Annotated in this window: 24 protein-coding genes and 1 tRNA gene; 15 read left to right on the top strand and 10 right to left on the bottom strand. The window is 63.7% G+C overall.

Annotation, left to right across the window (positions count from 1 at the left end; all coding sequences use genetic code 11):
- Nucleotides 1-66: 66 nt before the first annotated feature.
- The 8 genes from AC0L2J_RS03855 to AC0L2J_RS03820 all read left to right on the top strand — a co-directional run bounded on the left by AC0L2J_RS03855 (nt 67) and on the right by AC0L2J_RS03820 (nt 7,454).
- A complete protein-coding gene (locus AC0L2J_RS03855) occupies nt 67-492 on the top strand; it encodes a PaaI family thioesterase (RefSeq protein ID WP_473387306.1) in 426 nt (141 codons plus the stop codon).
- A 238-nt stretch (nt 493-730) separates the two neighbouring features.
- Nucleotides 731-1,741 carry an aldo/keto reductase gene (locus AC0L2J_RS03850; RefSeq protein WP_007615423.1) on the top strand — a complete coding sequence of 337 codons (1,011 nt, stop codon included), beginning with the start codon at nt 731-733 and terminating at the stop codon, nt 1,739-1,741.
- A gap of 13 nt (nt 1,742-1,754) precedes the next feature.
- Nucleotides 1,755-3,068 (top strand): tetratricopeptide repeat protein, encoded by a 1,314-nt coding sequence (locus AC0L2J_RS03845; RefSeq protein WP_473387304.1) that lies wholly within the window; start codon nt 1,755-1,757, stop codon nt 3,066-3,068.
- A gap of 197 nt (nt 3,069-3,265) precedes the next feature.
- Nucleotides 3,266-3,841, top strand: a complete 576-nt coding sequence (locus AC0L2J_RS03840; protein WP_473387552.1) for a hypothetical protein — start codon at nt 3,266-3,268, stop codon at nt 3,839-3,841.
- A 505-nt stretch (nt 3,842-4,346) separates the two neighbouring features.
- On the top strand, nt 4,347-5,858 hold the full coding sequence (locus AC0L2J_RS03835) for a sensor histidine kinase (RefSeq protein WP_473387303.1): 1,512 nt from the start codon (nt 4,347-4,349) through the stop codon (nt 5,856-5,858).
- A 66-nt stretch (nt 5,859-5,924) separates the two neighbouring features.
- Nucleotides 5,925-6,272, top strand: coding sequence for a DUF3088 domain-containing protein (locus AC0L2J_RS03830; RefSeq protein WP_007615432.1), 348 nt, complete (start codon nt 5,925-5,927; stop codon nt 6,270-6,272).
- Nucleotides 6,273-6,399: 127 nt separating this feature from the next.
- Entirely contained in the window at nt 6,400-6,969 is a 570-nt protein-coding gene (locus AC0L2J_RS03825; protein WP_007615434.1) for a cysteine hydrolase family protein, read from the top strand.
- A gap of 164 nt (nt 6,970-7,133) precedes the next feature.
- Nucleotides 7,134-7,454 carry a hypothetical protein gene (locus AC0L2J_RS03820; protein WP_473387301.1) on the top strand — a complete coding sequence of 107 codons (321 nt, stop codon included), beginning with the start codon at nt 7,134-7,136 and terminating at the stop codon, nt 7,452-7,454.
- A 58-nt stretch (nt 7,455-7,512) separates the two neighbouring features.
- Here the strand turns inward: AC0L2J_RS03820 and AC0L2J_RS03815 are convergent, their stop codons facing one another.
- From AC0L2J_RS03815 to AC0L2J_RS03800, 4 genes are all read right to left on the bottom strand, one after another.
- Entirely contained in the window at nt 7,513-8,784 is a 1,272-nt protein-coding gene (locus AC0L2J_RS03815) for a flavin monoamine oxidase family protein (protein ID WP_473387300.1), read from the bottom strand.
- Between the two features lie 10 nt (nt 8,785-8,794).
- A complete protein-coding gene (locus AC0L2J_RS03810) occupies nt 8,795-9,505 on the bottom strand; it encodes a RibD family protein (RefSeq protein WP_473387550.1) in 711 nt (236 codons plus the stop codon).
- 19 nt (nt 9,506-9,524) lie between these two features.
- Nucleotides 9,525-10,199 carry an FABP family protein gene (locus AC0L2J_RS03805; RefSeq protein ID WP_473387298.1) on the bottom strand — a complete coding sequence of 225 codons (675 nt, stop codon included), beginning with the start codon at nt 10,197-10,199 and terminating at the stop codon, nt 9,525-9,527.
- Between the two features lie 160 nt (nt 10,200-10,359).
- Nucleotides 10,360-10,485 carry a hypothetical protein gene (locus AC0L2J_RS03800; RefSeq protein WP_473387296.1) on the bottom strand — a complete coding sequence of 42 codons (126 nt, stop codon included), beginning with the start codon at nt 10,483-10,485 and terminating at the stop codon, nt 10,360-10,362.
- 519 nt (nt 10,486-11,004) lie between these two features.
- Here AC0L2J_RS03800 and AC0L2J_RS03795 point away from each other — a divergent pair.
- The 4 genes from AC0L2J_RS03795 to AC0L2J_RS03780 all read left to right on the top strand — a co-directional run bounded on the left by AC0L2J_RS03795 (nt 11,005) and on the right by AC0L2J_RS03780 (nt 13,175).
- Nucleotides 11,005-11,550 carry a sigma-70 family RNA polymerase sigma factor gene (locus tag AC0L2J_RS03795; protein ID WP_035975266.1) on the top strand — a complete coding sequence of 182 codons (546 nt, stop codon included), beginning with the start codon at nt 11,005-11,007 and terminating at the stop codon, nt 11,548-11,550.
- A complete protein-coding gene (locus AC0L2J_RS03790) occupies nt 11,547-12,194 on the top strand; it encodes a ChrR family anti-sigma-E factor (RefSeq protein ID WP_473247404.1) in 648 nt (215 codons plus the stop codon). Before AC0L2J_RS03795 ends, AC0L2J_RS03790 begins: the two co-directional genes overlap by 4 nt.
- A gap of 79 nt (nt 12,195-12,273) precedes the next feature.
- The gene (locus tag AC0L2J_RS03785) at nt 12,274-12,858 is read left to right on the top strand and encodes an RNA polymerase sigma factor (protein WP_473387295.1); all 585 of its coding nucleotides are present in this window, start codon (nt 12,274-12,276) and stop codon (nt 12,856-12,858) included.
- 20 nt (nt 12,859-12,878) lie between these two features.
- A complete protein-coding gene (locus tag AC0L2J_RS03780) occupies nt 12,879-13,175 on the top strand; it encodes a hypothetical protein (protein WP_063994156.1) in 297 nt (98 codons plus the stop codon).
- 54 nt (nt 13,176-13,229) lie between these two features.
- Here AC0L2J_RS03780 and AC0L2J_RS03775 read toward each other — a convergent pair whose 3' ends face one another.
- From AC0L2J_RS03775 to AC0L2J_RS03765, 3 genes are all read right to left on the bottom strand, one after another.
- Nucleotides 13,230-13,730, bottom strand: a complete 501-nt coding sequence (locus tag AC0L2J_RS03775; protein WP_007615453.1) for a TspO/MBR family protein — start codon at nt 13,728-13,730, stop codon at nt 13,230-13,232.
- Nucleotides 13,731-13,732: 2 nt separating this feature from the next.
- Nucleotides 13,733-14,134: a DUF2177 family protein gene (locus AC0L2J_RS03770; protein ID WP_063994157.1), complete on the bottom strand. Its 402-nt coding sequence runs from the start codon at nt 14,132-14,134 to the stop codon at nt 13,733-13,735.
- A 157-nt stretch (nt 14,135-14,291) separates the two neighbouring features.
- Entirely contained in the window at nt 14,292-15,098 is an 807-nt protein-coding gene (locus AC0L2J_RS03765; RefSeq protein WP_473387293.1) for a DUF1295 domain-containing protein, read from the bottom strand.
- Between the two features lie 201 nt (nt 15,099-15,299).
- Here AC0L2J_RS03765 and AC0L2J_RS03760 point away from each other — a divergent pair, with 201 nt between their 5' ends.
- From AC0L2J_RS03760 to AC0L2J_RS03750, 3 genes are read left to right on the top strand one after another with little or no spacing between them, the layout of a single operon-like run.
- Nucleotides 15,300-16,613, top strand: a complete 1,314-nt coding sequence (locus AC0L2J_RS03760) for an NAD(P)/FAD-dependent oxidoreductase (RefSeq protein ID WP_473387291.1) — start codon at nt 15,300-15,302, stop codon at nt 16,611-16,613.
- A 3-nt stretch (nt 16,614-16,616) separates the two neighbouring features.
- Nucleotides 16,617-17,399 (top strand): DUF1365 domain-containing protein, encoded by a 783-nt coding sequence (locus AC0L2J_RS03755; RefSeq protein WP_473387289.1) that lies wholly within the window; start codon nt 16,617-16,619, stop codon nt 17,397-17,399.
- 10 nt (nt 17,400-17,409) lie between these two features.
- The gene (locus AC0L2J_RS03750; RefSeq protein WP_007615459.1) at nt 17,410-18,627 is read left to right on the top strand and encodes an SAM-dependent methyltransferase; all 1,218 of its coding nucleotides are present in this window, start codon (nt 17,410-17,412) and stop codon (nt 18,625-18,627) included.
- 31 nt (nt 18,628-18,658) lie between these two features.
- On the opposite strand, the gene AC0L2J_RS03745 is transcribed toward AC0L2J_RS03750, so the two are convergent.
- From AC0L2J_RS03745 to yacG, 3 genes are all read right to left on the bottom strand, one after another.
- The gene (locus tag AC0L2J_RS03745; protein WP_007615460.1) at nt 18,659-18,907 is read right to left on the bottom strand and encodes a hypothetical protein; all 249 of its coding nucleotides are present in this window, start codon (nt 18,905-18,907) and stop codon (nt 18,659-18,661) included.
- A 183-nt stretch (nt 18,908-19,090) separates the two neighbouring features.
- Nucleotides 19,091-19,166: transfer RNA gene (locus tag AC0L2J_RS03740), tRNA-Phe, on the bottom strand.
- Between the two features lie 174 nt (nt 19,167-19,340).
- Nucleotides 19,341-19,523 carry a DNA gyrase inhibitor YacG gene (yacG, locus tag AC0L2J_RS03735; RefSeq protein ID WP_473387288.1) on the bottom strand — a complete coding sequence of 61 codons (183 nt, stop codon included), beginning with the start codon at nt 19,521-19,523 and terminating at the stop codon, nt 19,341-19,343.
- Nucleotides 19,524-19,624: the final 101 nt, after the last annotated feature.

The following is a 19,624-nucleotide window of genomic DNA, read 5'->3' as shown; positions in this document are numbered from 1 at the left end:
GCTTGACTACACCACGTCCGGCCCCGATGAAATGAGATCGCACGATCCGCGCAGGAATTGGACGACATGACCAACAAGACAGCCGCACGGCTGAAAGCAGACGGCTGGACCATCCTGGAGACCACGGGCTTCGTGCACCTGATCGGCCCGTTATGGGAGCGTAAGGTCGACGGCCAGTACGAATTCGCACTCGCGACCGAGGACAAGCACCACAATCGGCGCGGCATGGTCCAAGGCGGCGTGATGATGACGTTCGCGGACCGTACCTGCGGCATGACCGCCCGCTACGTCTCCGGCAAGGAGTTCATGGCGACGGTGCAGCTCGACACTCATTTCGTCGAAGCCGGCCAGATCGGCGATGTCCTGATCTCCCGCCCGCGCGTGGTGCGCTCGACGCGCAGCCTGATCTTCATGAGCACCGAGGTCAGCGTGGACGGCCGCTGCGTGGTGATGGCCAATGGTGTGTTCAAGATTTTGAAGGGGCCGGGGTAGCGGTGCTATGTTCATTGCGCTCCACACATTCCGCCGTCGTCCCGGCGAAGGCCGGGACCCATACTCCGAGGCAACAATTGCAGCGCGAAGCTGGTAACTCCGAATCTTCGCCAAACCACATCCTGTGGTTATGGGTCCCGGCCTTCGCCGGGACGACGCTGAGGGATTGCCTAGCTGCGCTCGCAATGACGGAGTTAGCTGGATATGCTGGTCGCTCCAGCAAAGCAGAGGACAGCCTATGCAATATCGCCAACTCGGCCGCAGCGGCCTGAAAGTGTCGCCGATCTGCTTGGGCACCATGATGTTCGGCGGGCCGACCGATGAAGCCACCTCAAGGCGGATCATCGCGAAGGCACACCAGGCCGGCATCAATTTCATCGACACCGCCGACGCCTATTCGAAGGGTGCATCCGAAGAGGTCGTGGGACGCGCCATCGGCAACAACCGTCACGCCTGGGTGCTCGCGACGAAACTTGCGAACCCCATGGGGGACGATCCTAACCGTGTCGGCCTGTCGCGGCGCTGGGTGTTGCAGGCGGCGGATGAGAGTCTGAAGCGGCTCGGCACCGACCACATCGACATCTATTATCTGCACAAGGAAGACCATTCGACGCCGCTGGAGGAGACGGTGCGCGCGATGGGCGACCTGATCCGCGCCGGCAAGGTGCGCTATTTCGGCGTCTCGAACTACCGCGCCTGGCGCGTCGCCGAAATCTGCAACATCTGCGACCGGCTCGGCATCGACCGGCCCGCGGTGAGTCAGCCCTATTACAACGCCATGAACCGCATGCCCGAAGTCGAGCACTTTCCGGCCTGCTCCCATTACGGCCTCGGCATCGTGCCTTACAGCCCGCTGGCGCGCGGCGTGCTGACAGGCAAATACAAGCCCGACGCTGCTCCTGACAAGGAGACGCGCGCGGGCCGCAACGACACGCGCATGATGCAGACCGAATGGCGGCCGGAATCGCTCCAGCTGGCGCAGGAGATCAAGGCCCACGCCGAGAAAAAGGGCATCACCGCCGGCCAGTTCGCGGTCGCCTGGGTGCTGAACTCCGCCTTTGTCTCCTCGATCGTTGCCGGTCCGCGCACCGAGGAGCAATGGGACGGCTACACCGGCGCGCTCGACTATCGCTTCACCGCGGAGGACGAGGCGCTGATCGACAGACTGGTCGTGCCGGGTCATCCCTCGACGCCGGGCTACAACGACCCGGCCTATCCGATCGAAGGACGCCGCGCGCGGACGGCCTAAGCCGGAGACAGGAATGGCTCTCGAAGATCGCTACGGCCTGCCGCTCTCCACCGCTTCGCCCGAGGCGGCATCCGCTTATCGCGAAGGCGTCGACCTCATGCTCGCGGGCTGGACCGGCACGGCGGAGACGCTGGAGCGCGCGATTGCGGCCGATCCGGATTTTGCGCTGCCCCATATCGCCCGCGCCCGCCTGCATGGCTTCTATCAGCAAGGCGATCTGGCGCGGCAGAAGGCGGCCCTCGCGCGCGAGCTCGTGGCGAAACGCGGCACGGAACGCGAGCGTTTGCATGTCGAGACGCTGGCGCTCGCAATCGAGGGCCGGCTGCCGGAGGCGATCGCGGCGACGATGAAGCACGTCGAGGCGTGGCCGCGCGATGCATTGGTGCTGTCGCTGCCGCTCGGCGCGTTCGGCCTGTACGCGTTCTCCGGCATGGCCGATCACGACCGCGCGCGGCAGGAGCTATGCGAGCGCGTCGCGCATCACTATGGCGAGGATTGGTGGTTCCTCACCATGTACGGCTGGGCGATGACCGAGAACGGCAATTTCAGTCGCGGCCGCGGCGTCACCGAGCGCGGCTTCGAGCTGCGCCGGCAGAATGCCCATGCCGCGCACGCCGTGCTGCATGCGATGTTCGAGGACGGTTCGATCGAAGCGGCCGACCGGCTCGTCGACGACTGGATCCCCTGTTACGACCGCGCCGGGATCTTGCACGGCCACATCCGCTGGCATCAGGCGCTGGGCGCGCTGGAGCATAGCGATGCCGCGCGGGCGCTCGCGATCTATGCCGATGTGCTGCAGCCAAAGGCCACACAGGCGCCGCCGCTCAATGTCGTCACCGACGGTGCGTCACTGCTCTGGCGCCTGTCGGCTTACGGCCACGCCGTGCCGAGGGCGCTTTGGGTCGAAGCCGATGCCACCGCGCAAAAACTGTTTCCGAAATCGAGCCTGCCCTTCGCCGACGTCCACATGGCGCTGTTCGCGGCTGCGACGCAAAATCGCGAAGCGCTCGCCACACGTCTTGCCGCGATCGAGCAGCGGCTCGCCGATGGCAAGCTGCCGGCCGGTCCCGTGGTACCGGCGGTCTGCCGCGCGCTGGCCGCCTTCGCGGACGAGCAATACGTGGCGTGCGTGCAAATGCTCGCGCCGGTTCTCCGTGAGGTCGTGCGCGTCGGCGGCAGCCACGCCCAGCGCGAGTTGATCGAGGACACTTTTGTCGTTGCCCTGATGCGCAGCGGCGAGCTGCCCCGCGCCCGCGCGCTGCTCGATGCCCGCCTGCACCGCCGCCCATCCTTGCGCGATGCGCGCTGGCAGGCGGCAATGGGGTAGCCCTGCCACGAAAAAAACACCGGCCTGACGGCAAGTGCCGGCCGGGAATGGATTGGGCGATAGGGGCGAATCGCCGTTGGGGTGGCGCGGTGGTATTTCAGACGGATTGGGCTGAACAAACGGGATCGCAACCAATTTGCGGTTCGCTGGTTATCGGACGGAACTTTTCCGTGGTTCCCTGGCATGTGAGCCTTCCGATGCGCCTCTGCGGACCAGTCCTCACCGCCGCCCTCATGACCTTGGCAAGCCCTTGTTTTGCCGAGTCTTCCTTGTCGATTTCCGTGAACAACCCTACGGCCGCCAACTCTTTCGTCGACCTGCTGGCGCTGATGTCCGGCCACTGCAAGACGCTGAAGGTCGCGGGCCGCACCTTTGCCTGCAAGACGGTGGCCTACGCCCATGGTGACAAGGGCCGGGTCAATTTCGCGGTCGCGGTCGACGATCCCGCCGACGAGAATCACGTCGTGTCGTTCTCCGGCGAGAACGGCAAGCGCGCCGACGACAATTCCTATGAGCTGCCGATCGACCGCATGCTGCTCAATTCCAAGGACCGCCCCAAGGTCGACGGGCTCCCGGTCCCGGCCGAGCAGACCTCCACGGGCCTCTGCCGCCAGACCGGCAATTTCGCCGCCAAGAAGGTGACTGACGTCACCTGCTCCGCCACCGACAGCGAGGGCCGCCGCTACGAACTGCTGTTCGTTTCCGACGGCACGCCCGTGAGCGTGCGTCGTATCAGGCAGTCGGCGCCGTCGATCCAGGATCCGTTCAAATAGCGGACCTTCTTCGCTCTGCATGCGGGCGAGGTGAACCGCCACCTGCACGGCACAGCCGGATCAAATCCTTCATTGAAACTTCGGAACCGGCAGGTATGCTCGGATGCGTCCTCATCGAGGAGGCGCCCGTTGCAAACACAGGCCAGGCGCAGAGTCAGCAATGAGGATGGTCATCGCGATCAAACGGCTCCTGATCGCCTGCCTGTTCGCAACCCTGGCACATGAGTGCCCTGCAGCCGACAGTCCGGGGCAGCGCTCTATCCTGGTGCTGGAAGACGCCGACTTTCGTTCGCCATTCTATTCGGAGATCTTTGCAGGTATCCGCACGGCTGCGAAGGAAAATGGACAGATCCACACCGTGATCTACGGCGAAAGCCTCGATCTCGCCCGTTTCCCGGGACCGGACTACGAGGAGAGCCTGGTCGGTCATCTCAAGACCAAATACGCACATCGGTCGATCGGCGTCATCGTCTCGATCGGCGTCGCGTCGGCGAAATTCCTTCAGGTGCGCAAGCACGACATCTGGCCCGCCGCACCCGTGGTTTACGGCTTCGTGCCCGATCTGCCCGAGACGCGCGCGCTGTTCCTGCCCGGCACGACCGCAATCTTTGCCAAGGTGTCTCCGGCGCAAATACTGACTGCGGCACGCGCGGTCGTTCCCGACTTGACTGGCGTCGTCCTGGTTGGCGATGCATGGAAAAATCCGCTGATATATGGCCACTGGAAACAGGAATTCGCGGCCACGATGCCGGATCTCGAAATCATCGATCTGTCCGGGATGGTGCTGCGGGAGGTGCGCGAACGGGTCGGCTCCTTGCCCCCTCGTTCTGCAATTCTGACCTCGGCGATGTATTCCGACGGCGAAGGCACCCACTATTTGCCGGCCGCGGCGCTTGCGCGTGTCGCCGAGCGCGCGAACCGACCGATCATCATCACCTCCGACACATTTCTCGGGCGAACCGGGGTTGGCGGCTTCCTGCTGCTGCCCGAAACAATCGGACGGGAGGCCGGTCAATTGGCAATGCGGATTCTCGGCGGCGAATCGCCGTCGAACATCCCGTCCGTTGCCGGGGACAACGTGAAGCCGATCTTCGACTGGCGACAGCTCAAGCTCTGGAATGTGGACGAAGCAAATCTGCCTCCGGGCAGCGAGGTGCGTTTCCGAGAACCGAGTTTCTGGGAGCAGTATTACTGGCGCGTCATGATCAGTGTCGGCTTGGTGCTGGTGCAGGCGACGATGATCGTCATCCTCCTGCGCGAGCGCAGGCTGCGATTCCTGGCGGAGGTCGAAGCGCGCCAACGCATGTCGGAGCTTGCCCACATGAATCGCCTTGCCACCGCGGGCGAGATGTCTGTCACGATCGCGCATGAGCTGAGCCAGCCGCTCGCCGCCATTCTGATCAATGCTGAGACCGCCGAGCAGCTGTTGCAGATACCGGCACCTGACCTTGGCGTGATCAGGGATATACTGGGTGACATTCGCCGAGACGATAAGCGCGCCAACGAGATCGTCGTTCAGGTGCGCTCATTTCTGAAGAGGGCCAGCACAGAGCGGAGCGAGCTCGACCTCAACGCGGCGGTCGGCGAGGTGTTTCGGTTCCTTTCCGTGCAGGCCTTGACCTACGACGTTGCGCTCGCGACGGACCGATCGTCCTCGGATATTCGCGTAACTGCCGACAAAGTGCAGCTCCAGCAGGCTATTCTGAACCTGGTCATGAATGCCATCGAAGCGGTGGCCGATCTGCCGGAGGATCGGCGACGCATCGTCGGTCGAACCAGCCTTGCGGGCAATCAGGCCATGATCTCGATCGCAGATGCCGGCGACGGCATCTGCACAGAAAAGATAACCGAAATCTTCAAGCCGTTTTTCACAACCAAGACGCAGGGCATGGGAATCGGCCTCTCGATCACGCGCACGATCGTCGAGGCACATGGCGGGCGCGTCTGGGCCGACAACGCGCCGACCGGAGGCGCCGTCTTTCATATCAGCCTGCCGCTGGCCGCGGCGCGATCGTGAGTCGAGGCCTTCTGCCGCCAGACGTCAGCCATCGGATATGATGGTCACCATACCTCGGAGCGACCCATGACGCGCGACCGCCTGTTTCTGCTGCGTCCTGGGTTCGAGGACCCGACTTTTCCTGGACGCCGCTTCTATTGCTGGCATTGCGCGCTGATCGAGGGCGTGCTGGTCTCGTTTCCGCAGCTCGCCGGCAAGCTCGACGTCGAGCGCATCCCGTGGCCACGCCCGCGGCAAGCCGTGATCGCGCTGGCCGGCGAGGAGAACCAGTCGTTGCCGCTGCTCGTGCTGGCGGTTGGAGCGACCTCGCCGCACCAGACCGGCAGCTATCAGGGCCGCGCGTTCATTGCTGACAAGGACGCCATCCTAGCCGCGCTCTCCGAACGCCACGGCTTTCCCGATCCGCATCCGTGAGGGGGAGAGCGCGTAGCCTGCAATCACGTCGCGAAACGAGGGAAAATTGACATTGCGTGTCGTCACTGTCGCCTCGCATAGTCGGCGCTGCAGGTAAGTCTGCAAGTAAGTCTGAAAGCCGCCCCTCATGTCACTCGCGCTTCCCGCCCTCATCGTCGTCGACGTCCAGCGTGCGTTCGACGAATGGGAGGCGGCGGGCAAGCGGCGCAATAACCCGGATGCAGTGGCACGTATTGCCGATCTCCTGACGGCGTTCAGAACCAGCGGCGCGCCGATCTTTCACATTCGTCATGAGGGCACCAAGCCGTCCTCCTCATTTCTGCCAACGAGCTCCGGATATGCCGTCAGGGACGAGGCACGCGAGCGGCCGGGCGAGATCGTGATCGTCAAGCGCGTCAACAGCGCCTTCATCGGCACCGATCTGGAAAGCCGCCTGCGCGCGGGCAACATCGGCACTCTCGTCATTTGCGGCGCCACCACCAATCATTGCGTCGAGACGACGACGCGGATGGCCGGCAATCTCGGCTTCGACGCGCGGCTGGTGCGCGACGCAACCTGGACGTTCGAGCGGGTCGGGCCGGATGGTGACAGACATTCTGCCGAGGAGATCCATGCGATGACGCTGTCGAACCTCAACGGCGAATTCGCGCGCATCGTCACCACCGATGACGTGATTGCATCATTCGCGGCAGAGTGATGGCGGAGTTACGGCCACGCCCGAGATGCGACAATAAATCTCACGAGACGCACGCCGCCGCGCGAATCGGACGCCAATGAAACTGCGTCGTTTCGACGCCCGCACCGGCCGGAACGCGCCGGATGACCAGGTGTTGTCACACGACATTCAACTGGAGTGATGACATGAAGTATCTCATTGTCGCGATGGCCGTCGGCGTTGCGGCGCTTGCCGGCGGATCGGCGGCGAACGCGGCCAATCATTCAAGCGCGAAACACACCGCGCCAGCCGCCCAGTCAACCGATATCAGCGCGCAGCACAGGCACCACCATAACGGCCATCGCCATCACTGGCGTCCTCACCACCATTACGGCTATCATCGTCCGCACTACCGGAGCTACGGCTATTATCCGCGGCACCACGGCTATTACGGCGGCGGACCGTACGGATATTACGGCGGCGGCGGTCCGAGCGTGACGTTCGGCTTCGGCGGCAGTCGCTGGTAAGACGAAAGGCCGCAACACGAAAGGCTCGCGAAATGCGGGCCTTTCTTTGCGCGCCAGCCTATCCCCGCAAGATCATCCCCGCCGTCTGCCGACCGCTCGCCAGCGCCGCTTCGACCGTGCCCATGTCGGCTCCGCGATAGAGCGCCTCGCCGGAGAACAGCACCGGACCGTCGGCGCGTGCGAGGATCGTCTGCGCCTCGCGCGTTCGCGGCGTTGCCCAGGAATAGGCGCCGCGGGCGTAGGGATCGTGCGCCCAGTTTGTCGCAACGGCCGCGACGAGCTCGCGCGCGAGGTCCTCACGCGAGAGACCGAAGACGGTCGCAAGCGAATCGAGCCCGGCATCGATCAACGCTTGCGGGTCGAGGCGCGACAGCGCTGCCGTGCGCGGGCCGCCGAACCATCCGGTCAGCGCGGGATGCCGGTTCGGATATTGCGTCCACCATACCGGGATGGCCTGGTCGGACAAAAGGAAGCTCATGTCCGCGAGCTCTTCCTTGCGCTCGCGCCACCATTGCCGCCTGAAGCGCAGCAGGATTTTTATCACGTTGCCGAAGCCGATGTCGTCGGCCGCCGCCGCCTTTGCGCGCGCGCGGCTCGGCAGCCTGATCTCGCGCAGCAACGGCAACGGAACAGTGAGGATCACGCGATCGCAGCCCTGCAGGCCGCCGCCGACACAGCGAACGGCGATCGCGCCGCCCTCCTCCTCGATCGCCGATACCACGCAGCCGAAGCGAAACATCACGCCAAGCTTGCGGCACTCGGCTGCCAGGAAGTCGATCATCCCACCATAGCCGCCCTTGACCCGCGCCTGCGGTGAGTGCCCGCCAGCCATCCATTCCTCGCGCAGCGCCAGCGTGGAGGCGCGCTCGGGATCGGCCGCATCGTAGCCCTCGACCATTCGCTCGATCACATGGCGCAGCCGCGCGTGCTCATCCCCGGCAAAATGCCGGCGCAGGAAATCGGCGACCGTGAGGTCGTCGTTCAATTCCCGAACCACGGCGTGCAGCTCAGCCTCATGCGGATCGTGGCGATCCTCGCGCACGATGTCAGCGCCGTCGAAGCCCCATCGCTCGCCCTCGATCTCCTGAAGGGACAGCCCGGCCTCACGCAGCAACGCGCGCGTGACCGGCGCCTCGCCGTGCACGAATTCGGCGCCGCCGTCGGCGCGGTAGCCGAACTCCGAAGCAGGCAGCGGATGGATGCGGCCGCCGCAGCGCTCGCGCGCCTCCAGGATCGTCACGGTCCTGCCCGCGCGCGCCAGCTCGCGCGCCGCCATCAGGCCGGCCGCGCCGGCACCGACGATGACGATATGCTCTGATGTTGCCGACATCTCGGTGCTGCTACTTGCCCACGGCCTGCGGATCGTTCTGGATCAGATAGCGCAGCAGCAGGACGCCGCCGCCGAGATCCCGCGTGCTCTCCAGCCTCATCGCGCTCAGCGGTGCACGCCGGTCGCCGTCGGAGTCCGTGGAATCGAACACGAAGGGCGCGCCCTTGGCGCCGTCGATCGCGGGACTGAGGATCAGGTTGAACTCGTCGATCAGGCCGGCACGCAGGAACGCGCCGTTGGCGACGCCCCCGCCCTCCACCAGCAGGCGCTTCACGCCGAGTTCGCGATTGAGAATGTCCAGCGTCAGCGCGAGGTCGATCTCGGACTTGCCGGCAAAGATATAGGACACGCCCTCGCCGCGGAGCCCCGCGAGATGCGAATCGGGCACACTCTCGGTCAGCACGACGACGATCGGATCGCCGCCGATCTCGGAGCGGCCCCAGCCGATCTTGCCCTTCGCATCGAGCACGACGCCATAGGTTTTCGCGTCGCGTCGCGCGAACCAGTTTTCACGCGGAAAGTTCGCGTCGGCCGTCGTGGGATAGGGCTCGCCCTTGGCGAACTCCGAGCCGGTGACGCGGCCGATCACCCAGGCATCGCCGCCGAGCTCGTCGTGGATCTTCTCGAACCAGTCCGTCCCTGCCCCCTTCGGGCGCCAGCGGCTCGGATGGGTGCGGCCGTCCAGACTCGAATGCATCAGGCAAATGACGTAAGGCTTCATGCGCATCTCCGGGCCGCGCTCAGGCTGCCGGCTCATTGTCCTTCTCGCTCCCCGTGGCGCGATCGTTCACGATCAACGCGAGGGGATTGAGCTTTGGCGGCGCGACGAGTTTCAGCGTGTTGGTGTCGCGATGGTTGAACGGCGCGCCGCGCACGAACAACTCGGTCTGGATCAGATAGGTCCAACTGCCGTCGTCGTTGAAGGTGATGTCGCAGCGGTAAGCATCGGTGCGGAACGCTTGTTCCAGAAAATCAGTCGAGCAGATCCCGTAAGCTGTGTCGCCGCGCTTGGCGGTCACGGAGATCTCCTTGTCGTCCGGCCCGGCCTTGCCCGATGCCAGCAGCACCTGCCCGCGCGGGATCGCCAGCGTCTGCATGATCAACCCGGTCGCGGGCTCCCACAACCAGTAGCCGACCTGGTCGTGGAAGGTGATGTCTTCCTCGGGCGTGTTGATGTGGACGTGATAGCGCAGCCCATAGAGCAGCTGCGGCCCGTTGGCTTGCGGATCGATCGGGTCCATCCGGATGCGCTCGATGAAGGTCCGCCGCTCCGGCCCCTCCGCCTTCGGATTGATGTCGATACCTTTGTCGGCCTGCCAGCTGCCGGCGAGACGGCGGAGCGGGCCGAGATTGGCAAGGCCGTCGGGGGAGACGTCCTCGGGCTCGGTGAAGATATCGGCGGGAAGGGGGAGCATGGGTGTCCTTGCGTCATTGCAAGGCAGCAATAGCATGAGAGCGCGGGCGTGGCTCGCTCTCAAGGCTCACAATCGCGAATGGACATCCGCGCCACGCGCAGACGATCCATGACGCGAAGCGGAGCCGAACCTCCTCAGTTCGGCTCCGCCGCCAGGGCGCTTAGTGGCGGTGGTCGCGGACCTCAGGTTGATTGCGGTGGTCCCGGACGATGGTCATTGCGTTCGAGGGTGTCACCACGTTCGCCAATGCGATCGCTGCGAGAGCCACGAGGATGGAGTTGCGCATCAGTGTTTCCTTTGTCTGGTGGACCACTGCGCCCGGTGATGATCGATGCGCTAACGGTCGAGCCATCGTCCGATCGGAGGAGATGTGGAGCGGCGATCATGCTTCGGCTACACCCGGTTGCGACATCGCCGTGCCGCTGAAGTCGCACAGCAGCAACGCAGTCGAGAAGGATAACGACACGCAACGAAGCGTGACGACAACGTCATGACCATGTCTTTCCAGCTGTGAGCAGGACGGTTGCGTGTGAGGAAAGATATGGCTGGAGGCTCGACTGCGGCCATCCTTCGAGGCGCGGTCGGCCGGACCTCTGCGCGGACGGCGCCGGAACCTGTCGAAATGATCATTCCGCGGTGATCCGGGGCCCGTCCTCGTTCGTTCCCAGACCCACAGATCGCTTGTCGAGGCGCTATGATCGCTGCTATCCGAGCTTTAGATGCGCCAATCCGGGCGAAGGCTGGTTTTCCCCGGAGGATTGAAGCGCGGCTGTCGACTGGCACGAGCAAAGGGCCGAACACAAAAGTGGACTGGGCTGATCTGATCGGACGCGTCGCCTCGGCCGGAGACCGGGAGGCCTTCAAGCGCCTGTTCGAGCATTTCGCGCCACGCATCAAGGGACTGATGCTGAAGGCCGGGTGCAGTTCAGACGAGGCGGAGGAGATTGCTCAAAACACCCTGATCGCCGTCTGGCGGAAGGCAGGTCAGTTCGATCCTGCGACGGCCGGGGCCGCGGCATGGATATTCACCATCGCGCGCAATCTGCGCATCGATTTGTTCCGCAGCAGAGCGCGGGCAGACCGCCTGCGGGGCACCTCTGAGCTTCCCGAGACACCGGACCCCGCCGAACCCGCGGATGCCGTCATGTCCCGCGTGCAGGACGCCGCGCGGATCAATTCGGCCGTCAAGCAGCTCTCGATGGAGCAATCCATGGTGGTGAGGTTGTCGTTCATCGAGGAGAAGCCGCACCCGGAAATCGCGAGCCTGCTCGGCATTCCGCTCGGAACGGTCAAATCGCGAATCAGGCTGGCGATGAACCGCTTGAGAGACATATTGGACGAAGAAGCATGACCATCAGCCATCATCCGCCGGAAGATCTTCTGGCCGACTTTGCGGCCGGCAGGTTGGAAGAAGCCCATCAATTGGTGGTGGGTGTGCATGTTGCTGGTTGCGCACGGTGCGGCCGGTTCGTGCAGGCCATCGAGCAACTTGGCGGCTTGGCGCTTGAAGATGTCGAGCCGGTGCCGGTCGCATCGGATGCGTTCGAGCAGGTGATGTCGCGCATTCACGACGCTCCTGAAGAGCGAGCGGTGCGGACTGCCCACGTCGCTCGCGGCAGCGAGCAGGATGTTCCGGCGGCACTGCGAAACTACCGCATCGGCAAGCGCAGGCGCATCGCTCCAGGTCTGAGCATGCGACCGATCGAGCTGTCCGGTTCGGGGACGGCGCGGGCATTTCTGCTTCGCTCCGCGCCGGGGAGCCGCATGCTCGAGCACACGCACACCGGAACCGAACTGACCCTCGTGCTCGAGGGCAGCTTCAGCCACGAGGGCGGCCGGTTTGGTCCGGGTGATTTCGACTATGGCGACGACGAGATCGACCATCGGCCTGTGGTGGGCAACGAGGGTCCATGTGTTTGCCTCGTCGCAATGACGGGCGACCTGCGCATGAACGGCCTGCTCGGCAGGTTGATCGGGCCATTCGTGCGGCTTTGATCCGCTCGCCTCCTTCTTCCGCCGGGTGATCCGAACGCGAGCCCGGAGCGTTTCGAAGGAAACGCAAGGGAGACAGGTCATGGCCGGCTTAAGCCTGACACGACAGGCGCAGAGCGAAACATTGCCCGAACTGCTGGCATGCGTTTCGGCGGGCGACACCCGCGCCTTCGCAGCGCTGCATATGCTGACGCGGAGCAGGCTGCGCAGGACTGCGCTCGCCGTCGGAACTCCGCCCCACGACATCGAGGACATTCTTCAGGAAAGCTATCTGAAGATCTGGCGCAACGCGGGTCGGTTCGACGGCGGCCGTGCTTCGGCGATGACCTGGATGTCAGCGATCGCCCGGAATACCGCCATCGACCATTTGCGGGTCAGAAGACTGCCCACTCACGAGCTGGACGAGGCGCTTCTGGTTCCGACAAATGCTGATCAGCCGGCGATCGACGATTTCGACTACGCCCGCGCCGAACCGATCGCACGCAGCGTGCTGGCTCGGTTGCCGGAAGACCGCCGCAGGCTGGTGGCGCTGGCTTATCTCGAGGGCGAGAGCCGCGCGAGCTTGTCGCGGCGCTTCGGTGTGCCCGTCGGCACCATCAAGACCTGGCTGCACCGAACTCTTCTGGCGGTACGCAAGGACTGTCTTGCCGCATCGGCTGCAGCCTGAAGCAGGCGAGGACCCCGCGCGTGGCCGCAGAGATCATCGAATTCCCCAACCGCGGATACCAGGACCCGCTCGTAACCTCCGTTGCGAGGCTCGAGCAGATGGTAAAAGAGGTCGACCGTCTGGTAGCCGAGCAGCCCGCGGACGGGCTCGGTCAACTGCTCGTCGTCATGGAGCGCTTCGGTGATCGACTGGTCGATCTTGCGCACCTCGTGCTTGACGACGATGCCAAGCGGAATGTCCAGATCGCGTTCACGTCGCTCTCCGACAAGATCGCGGCGACCAGAGACGCCTTTGACGACGGAGCGACGGATCTCTGAATTCGGCGCCACGCTCCCCCGTTCGACGCCATGAGGTCAGCTCTGCGGCCGATCCTAATTGAAACGGAGCAACGAGATGTTCAGCAAGGTCGCAAAACCCACCCAGCCGGCATAGGGAATGAAAAGCGTCGCTGCCAGCCGATCGTTCGCCCATTGACGCCAGACAAAGGCAAGGATCACGGCGAACAGCGCAACAATGACGCCGAGCGCCACGTCCATGCGATGAAGCGAAAAAAAGATGGGAGACCATGCAAAGTTCAGGATCATCTGCAGGCTCCATAATCGCATCGCCGTTCCGCGCGGCTCCGCCTCGAAGGTGCGGAATCCCGCAACGGCGATCATGAGGAACAGAGCCGTCCAGACCGGTGCGAAGGCCGCATCCGGCGGATTGAAGGATGGCTTGTTGAGCGCCGCGTACCACGCTCCCGGACGGTTCAGGACCCCGATCAAAATCCCCGCAGCAGGAACCAGAAACAGGAAAGCGGCGCATCGGTACCATCTGCCGCGCTTACGGTCGCCATCTTGCTGCAGCGCTCCGTCGTGTGTCCCGTCCATGATCAATGCGCCATCCTTTGAGCGACGAGAAATCCCGTCCAGGCGCTGACACCGGCGAGGAAGGATCCCCAGCACACGTCGGCAAGAGTGAGCCCCGTCGACCAATTCCTCAGGGTGGCCTGGTTGGTCAGATCGTAAGTCGCATAAGTGAAGCAGCCCAACATCACGCCGGACGTGAAGGCCCGCAGAGCGCCGCCGTCTTGCTGAGCCGGCAGCACCGCGAACCAGATCAGGCCGACGGGATACGCAAGATAAAACACTGCGGCGGCGGCGAGGTCCGGCTCCGAGCGCAACATGTCGCCCAGCACCGGGCGGTAAAGTCTCTCAACCATGGTCTTGAGCCAGATCATGTCGAGCGCAACGAAAGTCGCGGCGACCGACAGATATGTAAAAAGCAGGCTCATGTCCGATCTCCCCTCCGGTCGTGTCGCAACCGGTTCGACAAAGGCAACGCCTGTAAACGACATGAGCCCTTCGCTGGATCACGTTGCGCCCTCGTTCGGCCTTGCCGCGCAACCCTGTCAGGCCCTTGAACCTGATCGTGCGGCGCCGGAACTCCGATCATTGCGGCACCTTCTTGGGCAGCCGTGGAAAGAAAGCGCTGGTGCGTGACTGATAGTCCCGATACCGGCGGCCACGGGATCGAAGCATCTGGGCTTCGAGCGGAGGTATTCCGGTCACGTGCACGAGTATCCAGTACATGATCGCCGGCGCGATCAGGCTCGCCCAGCCCCATGCGTAGCCCGGCGACAGCGCGATGACCGGGTAGGCGAGCCACCCGAGCCATTCGAAGAAATAATTCGGATGACGCGACCAGCGCCAAAGCCCGACATCGCAAACCAGGCCCGCATTTGCCTTGTCCCGCTTGAAGCCTCGCAATTGCTCATCGGCGATCGCCTCGCCTGCAACGGCCGCAAGCATGATGGCGGCGCCGGCATAGTCCTGAACTCCCAGGGCGGCCCGTGGACCGTGTGCAGCCAGGAAGACCGCGAGTGGCAGCGGCACCGAGACGAAGGCCTGCGACTGCAGGAACGCGAACATGCGACGCGGCGCCTGCGAGCCCCATTCCCGCGCATAGCTGGCATATCGCGGATCGTCGATACCCGCCGCGGCGCGGCGGGCGATATGCGTCCCGAGCCTCACCGACCAAAGCAGCACGAGCCCGCCCACGAGCATCTGGCGCACTGGCAGCGCCTCGGCGAACGGCAAAAGGGCCGCCACCGCCCCAACGATACCGATGGAGTAGGTCCAGATCGTATCGACCCACCCGGAATTGCCGGTTCGCTGCTGAACGATCCAGGCCAGCCCCATCAACAGCGAAAGGGCGAAAGCGATGCCGGCGACGATCAGTATTTGCACGAAATCCATACCTCACCATACGCAAACTCGGATCCTTACGTCCGCCCCGTGCCCCGGTTTCGCGGGTGATCCACGCCGTCCGCTGGAACGTTTCCTCAAGCGCATGTGGTCGGGTCAGCTATGAGAGCTGTCCTGAGCCGGGCGACGGACGACATTGGCCCGAATCCGGATGTTCCGGCCGTCGCTGGTGGTATTAGGGGGCGACAAAGCATGCGTTTGGCGGTGATCGGGACGGGAATTGCCGGCAATGCCGCCGCATGGCTCCTGTCCGAACGTCATGCCGTGACCGTCTACGAGCGCGAATTGCGACCGGGTGGACACAGTCATACAGTGCGGGTTGACTACGATGGCGAAGAGATCGACGTCGACATCGGCTTCATCGTGTTCAACGAGCCGAACTACCCGGAATTGACGTCTCTGTTCGCGCACCTGGGTGTGAAGACCGAGGAGACATGCATGAGCTTCGCGATGTCGGCCGACCATGGTCGATTTGAGTGGCGGGGCGGCGGCGAGACCTTCCTGCAGGTCGCCTCCGGCCTGTTTGCCCAGCCGCGTAACCTCTTCTCCCCGTCGTATTTTCGCATGCTGGCCGAGGTCCGCCGCTTCAACAAGGAAAGCGTCTCCGACTTGCGGACTGGCCAACTCCAGAACCTCACACTCGGCGAATATCTGCGCAAGTCAGCGTTCAGCCCGCGCCTGTTCAGCGATTATCTGGGACCGATGGGGGCCGCCATCTGGTCGTCCCCCTCGGCCGAGATCCTCGCCTTTCCCGCCGAAAACTTCATCGCCTTTTTCGACAATCACCGGCTGTTGCATCTGGATCGGCCGCTCTGGCGGACCGTCCGGGGTGGCAGCCGGCGCTATGTCGAGAAGCTCACGGCCAGGTTCAAGGCCAGCATCCGGCTCGGCTGCGCGGTGACGTCGATCCATCGAACCGAGCACGGCGTGACGATCGGCGACAGTCACGGCCATCAGGACTCCTACGACGCTGTCGTGATGGCCTGTCACAGCGATCAGGCTCTGGCGATGCTGTCGGATGCCGACCCACGCGAGAGATCCATTCTCGGCGCAATCCGTTACGCTCCAAACACGGCCTATCTGCACCGCGACATCAGCCTCATGCCGAAACGCCGCAATGCATGGGCATCCTGGAACTTCTTGCGCTGGCGACGCGAAGCGCCTGCCCAGAACGACGTCGCGGTGACTTACTGGATGAACCGGCTGCAGGGCATCGACGACAGCAAGCCGCTATTCGTCAGCCTCAATCCCCCTTGCGAGCCGGCGCCTCATCTCACTTTCGGCAAGTTCACTTTCGCGCATCCACAATATGACGCAAGCGCGTTCGCCGCGCAGAGGAAGCTCCCCGAAATCCAGGGACGCCGCCGTACCTGGTTTTGCGGCGCGTGGACCGGCTACGGATTCCATGAGGACGGCTTGCGCTCCGGCATCGCCGTCGCCGAGGCACTTGGCAGTGCGGTGCCGTGGCGAGGGTCCGGCGCGTTGCTGGCGCAGGCTGCCGAGTAGAACATGTTGCAACCGGGCGCTCCAGAACGAACAGCGACGTCATCTGCAGCCGCGCTCTACCTGGGCCGGGTGATGCACGCACGCATGCGGCCCGCGCGACACAGGTTCGCTTACCGAGTCATGAACCTGCTCATCGACCTCGACCGGCTCGATGAAGCGGATCGCCAGTCTCGCCTGTTCGGCGTCAATCGCGCGTCAGTCTTCAGCTTTCACGAATCCGATCACGGCAAGCGTGACGGCGCCTCCTTGAGCAGCCATGTGCGAGGCCTCGCCGAACAGCACGATGTCGACCTCTCAGGAGGGCACATCCTCCTTTTGTGCTATCCGCGGCTCTTCGGCTACGTGTTCAATCCGCTTTCGATCTACTTCTGCTATGGCAGCAGCGGCAATCTTGCGCTGCTGATCTACGAGGTCCGCAACACTTTTGGCGAAATCCATTCCTACGTCCTTCCGGTCGAGGATGCTGCTGCCGGCGGTGCCATACGACAATGCCAGGCGAAGGAGTTCTACGTCTCGCCATTCATGGAGATGCAAACGCAGTATCGCTTCAGCATTGCCCCGCCCGACCATCAAGTGAAGGTCAGAATCGTGCAGAGCGATGAGCACGGTGCTATATTTACAGCTGCATTCTCCGGACAACGTCGCCCGCTGACCAGCCGCTCGCTGTTGGCGACGCTCGTCACTCTGCCACTTCTCACCTTCAAGGTCGTCGCGGCCATTCATTGGGAAGCGATCCGGCTTTGGCTGAAAAATGTTCCTTTCGTTCCCCGTCCGAACCAACCCTGAATGTGAAGCCATGGACCTCGCAGCCACTCACCAGACTGCTCGCTTCGATGACGTTCCCTTGCTCGCGCGGCTCGCGCTGCGGCTTGCGTCGCGGCTCAAGCTCGGCACCGTGGATGTTCGCCTTCCCGACGGCAGAACGGTGGTGTTGCGGGGAACGCATCCGGGGCCGTCGGCGACCATCGAGCTCAACAGTTACGCCTTCGCGCGAAGCCTGGTGCTGGGCGGCGATATCGGCATGGCCGAGGCTTACGTTCGAGGCGATTGGAGCACGCCGGATCTCTCCCAGCTGCTTTACGTGTTCTGTCTGAACGACGATCTGGTCGACAGCGCCTTCGCCGGCAATGCACTGGTCCGGCTTTGCCGGCGCGCGCTGCATCGGTTGCGCCGAAACACGCGACTGGGATCGCGGCTGAATATCCACGCCCATTATGATCTCGGCAACGCGTTCTTTGCGGCCTGGCTCGATCCAAGCATGACCTACTCGTCGGCATTGTTTTCGCCCGAGGCGACCGACCTGCTCGCCGCTCAACGGCACAAATATGCCCAACTCGCACAGGCGATCGAGCTACGGCCCGGCCATACCCTGCTCGAGATCGGCTGCGGCTGGGGCGGCTTTGCCGAATATGCCGCCAAGACTTGCGGCGCCAAGGTCTTGGCGCTCACCATCAGCAAGGAGCAACACGCATTCGCCAGCCGGCGAATCCACGAAGCCGGGCTCGGCGACAATGTCGAGGTCCGGTTGCAGGATTATCGCGATCAGGACGGGCAGTTCGACCGTATCGCCTCGATCGAGATGATCGAGGCCGTCGGCGAGCCGTTTTGGCCGACGTACTTCAATCAACTGCACCAGCGGCTCAAGCCGGGCGGTCTTGCCGGAATCCAGGCGATCACCGTCCGTGACGAGCTCTTTGACAGCTACCGGCGGCGCGTGGACTTCATCCAGAGATACATTTTTCCGGGCGGGATGCTGCCTTCGCCGAATGTCTTGCGCGCGCTCGGCGAACGCGTGCAGATGCCTCTCATCCGCGAGCGGGTCTTTGGACAGGACTACGCCAAGACGCTCGCGGTCTGGCGAGCGAGTTTCGGCCATGCCTGGACGGACCTGACCTCACTCGGGTTCGACGAGCCGTTCCGGCGGCTGTGGGAATATTACCTCTGCTACTGCGAGGCAGGTTTCAGGGCCGAAAAGATCGACGTCCGACAGCTGGTCTTCGCGCGCCGGAGCTGACGTCGCTGACGTTTCCGGTGTGAACGAACCCTCAAGCCGCTTCCGACGTTGATCGCGCACGCTGCTCGAGCACGCCGATCGTCGAGACCAAATTGTCGCGTCGCGCGCGAAGATTAAGCGCAAGAAGCGGATATGTCGGCTGAAGCACGTCAAACACCCCTGCTCTCGCCTCTTCCTCGAGAATGTCGGTGTTGATGAGCCGGACGCGCCACCACAAATCTGCGACCAACGCATCGAGCCTCAGTTCGCCGGCAGCACCAGAACGGGACATTTCTTGCATCACTTGCCTCAACCTGAAACGGCCTCTCTTCCAAGGCCAGACTTTGGTCCTGACTGAGCAAGCAGAATGCCAGCAATGCGCGCGCGATCTGGTTCCGGAACGGATTGCTGCGCGAGCCGGCTGGTCAAGGCTTGGCGCTCAAGGCCTGGCGCTGGAGAAGATGTTGCCCGTGGAGAGCGAAAATGGTGCCCAGGGGCGGAATCGAACCACCGACACTGCGATTTTCAGTCGCATGCTCTACCAACTGAGCTACCTGGGCGTGCTCCAAAGAGGGGCCAAAGCCCATCGAGCGGGCGGTTTATAGTGGGCTGAAGGCTGCCTGTCCACCCGGCTTCGCCAAGTGGCTTTGCCGGGCGCGGCCCGGCTGTGAACAAAACTGCTGCGGGAGCACAGTTCGGGCGTTTTCTTCAATTAACCAATTGATGAACCAGAATTATTCCTCCCCGTCTGCCTCGTCATCCCGGCCGGGAATGACGTAGGAGCCTTTCAGCCAGCGGTTCAGATCGACGTCGCGGCAGCGAGACGAGCAGAACGGGCGGGCGGCCTCGGACTGCGGCTTGCCGCAGATCGGGCAGGTTTTGAGGGGGCTTGCGGGCTTTTTCACCTGGTCGTCCATAGGGTGCTCAGCTTACGCGCGGTGAGAGAGTTCAAGAGCCTGTCGCCAAAGGGGTTCCTCCGGCGGAAGTGCAGGCGTTCCGGCCAGATTCCCGCGGAGCA

This window comes from Bradyrhizobium sp. MV1.5 (genome assembly GCF_055807615.1).
Note: the sequence above shows the minus strand (reverse complement) of the source record. Positions and strands in the feature narration are given on the sequence as shown.

Bases quoted from the DNA above. Each gene is read 5' to 3' on its own strand.
- AC0L2J_RS03855 (WP_473387306.1), top strand. From the start codon at position 67: ATGACCAACAAGACAGCCGCACGGCTGAAAGCAGACGGCTGGACCATC.
- AC0L2J_RS03850 (WP_007615423.1), top strand. From the start codon at position 731: ATGCAATATCGCCAACTCGGCCGCAGCGGCCTGAAAGTGTCGCCGATC.
- AC0L2J_RS03845 (WP_473387304.1), top strand. From the start codon at position 1,755: ATGGCTCTCGAAGATCGCTACGGCCTGCCGCTCTCCACCGCTTCGCCC.
- AC0L2J_RS03840 (WP_473387552.1), top strand. From the start codon at position 3,266: ATGCGCCTCTGCGGACCAGTCCTCACCGCCGCCCTCATGACCTTGGCA.
- AC0L2J_RS03830 (WP_007615432.1), top strand. From the start codon at position 5,925: ATGACGCGCGACCGCCTGTTTCTGCTGCGTCCTGGGTTCGAGGACCCG.
- AC0L2J_RS03825 (WP_007615434.1), top strand. From the start codon at position 6,400: ATGTCACTCGCGCTTCCCGCCCTCATCGTCGTCGACGTCCAGCGTGCG.
- AC0L2J_RS03820 (WP_473387301.1), top strand. From the start codon at position 7,134: ATGAAGTATCTCATTGTCGCGATGGCCGTCGGCGTTGCGGCGCTTGCC.
- AC0L2J_RS03815 (WP_473387300.1), bottom strand. From the start codon at position 8,784: ATGTCGGCAACATCAGAGCATATCGTCATCGTCGGTGCCGGCGCGGCC.
- AC0L2J_RS03810 (WP_473387550.1), bottom strand. From the start codon at position 9,505: ATGAAGCCTTACGTCATTTGCCTGATGCATTCGAGTCTGGACGGCCGC.
- AC0L2J_RS03805 (WP_473387298.1), bottom strand. From the start codon at position 10,199: ATGCTCCCCCTTCCCGCCGATATCTTCACCGAGCCCGAGGACGTCTCC.
- AC0L2J_RS03800 (WP_473387296.1), bottom strand. From the start codon at position 10,485: ATGCGCAACTCCATCCTCGTGGCTCTCGCAGCGATCGCATTGGCGAAC.
- AC0L2J_RS03790 (WP_473247404.1), top strand. From the start codon at position 11,547: ATGACCATCAGCCATCATCCGCCGGAAGATCTTCTGGCCGACTTTGCG.
- AC0L2J_RS03785 (WP_473387295.1), top strand. From the start codon at position 12,274: ATGGCCGGCTTAAGCCTGACACGACAGGCGCAGAGCGAAACATTGCCC.
- AC0L2J_RS03775 (WP_007615453.1), bottom strand. From the start codon at position 13,730: ATGGACGGGACACACGACGGAGCGCTGCAGCAAGATGGCGACCGTAAG.
- AC0L2J_RS03770 (WP_063994157.1), bottom strand. From the start codon at position 14,134: ATGAGCCTGCTTTTTACATATCTGTCGGTCGCCGCGACTTTCGTTGCG.
- AC0L2J_RS03765 (WP_473387293.1), bottom strand. From the start codon at position 15,098: ATGGATTTCGTGCAAATACTGATCGTCGCCGGCATCGCTTTCGCCCTT.
- AC0L2J_RS03760 (WP_473387291.1), top strand. From the start codon at position 15,300: ATGCGTTTGGCGGTGATCGGGACGGGAATTGCCGGCAATGCCGCCGCA.
- AC0L2J_RS03755 (WP_473387289.1), top strand. From the start codon at position 16,617: ATGTTGCAACCGGGCGCTCCAGAACGAACAGCGACGTCATCTGCAGCC.
- AC0L2J_RS03750 (WP_007615459.1), top strand. From the start codon at position 17,410: ATGGACCTCGCAGCCACTCACCAGACTGCTCGCTTCGATGACGTTCCC.
- AC0L2J_RS03745 (WP_007615460.1), bottom strand. From the start codon at position 18,907: ATGCAAGAAATGTCCCGTTCTGGTGCTGCCGGCGAACTGAGGCTCGAT.
- yacG (WP_473387288.1), bottom strand. From the start codon at position 19,523: ATGGACGACCAGGTGAAAAAGCCCGCAAGCCCCCTCAAAACCTGCCCG.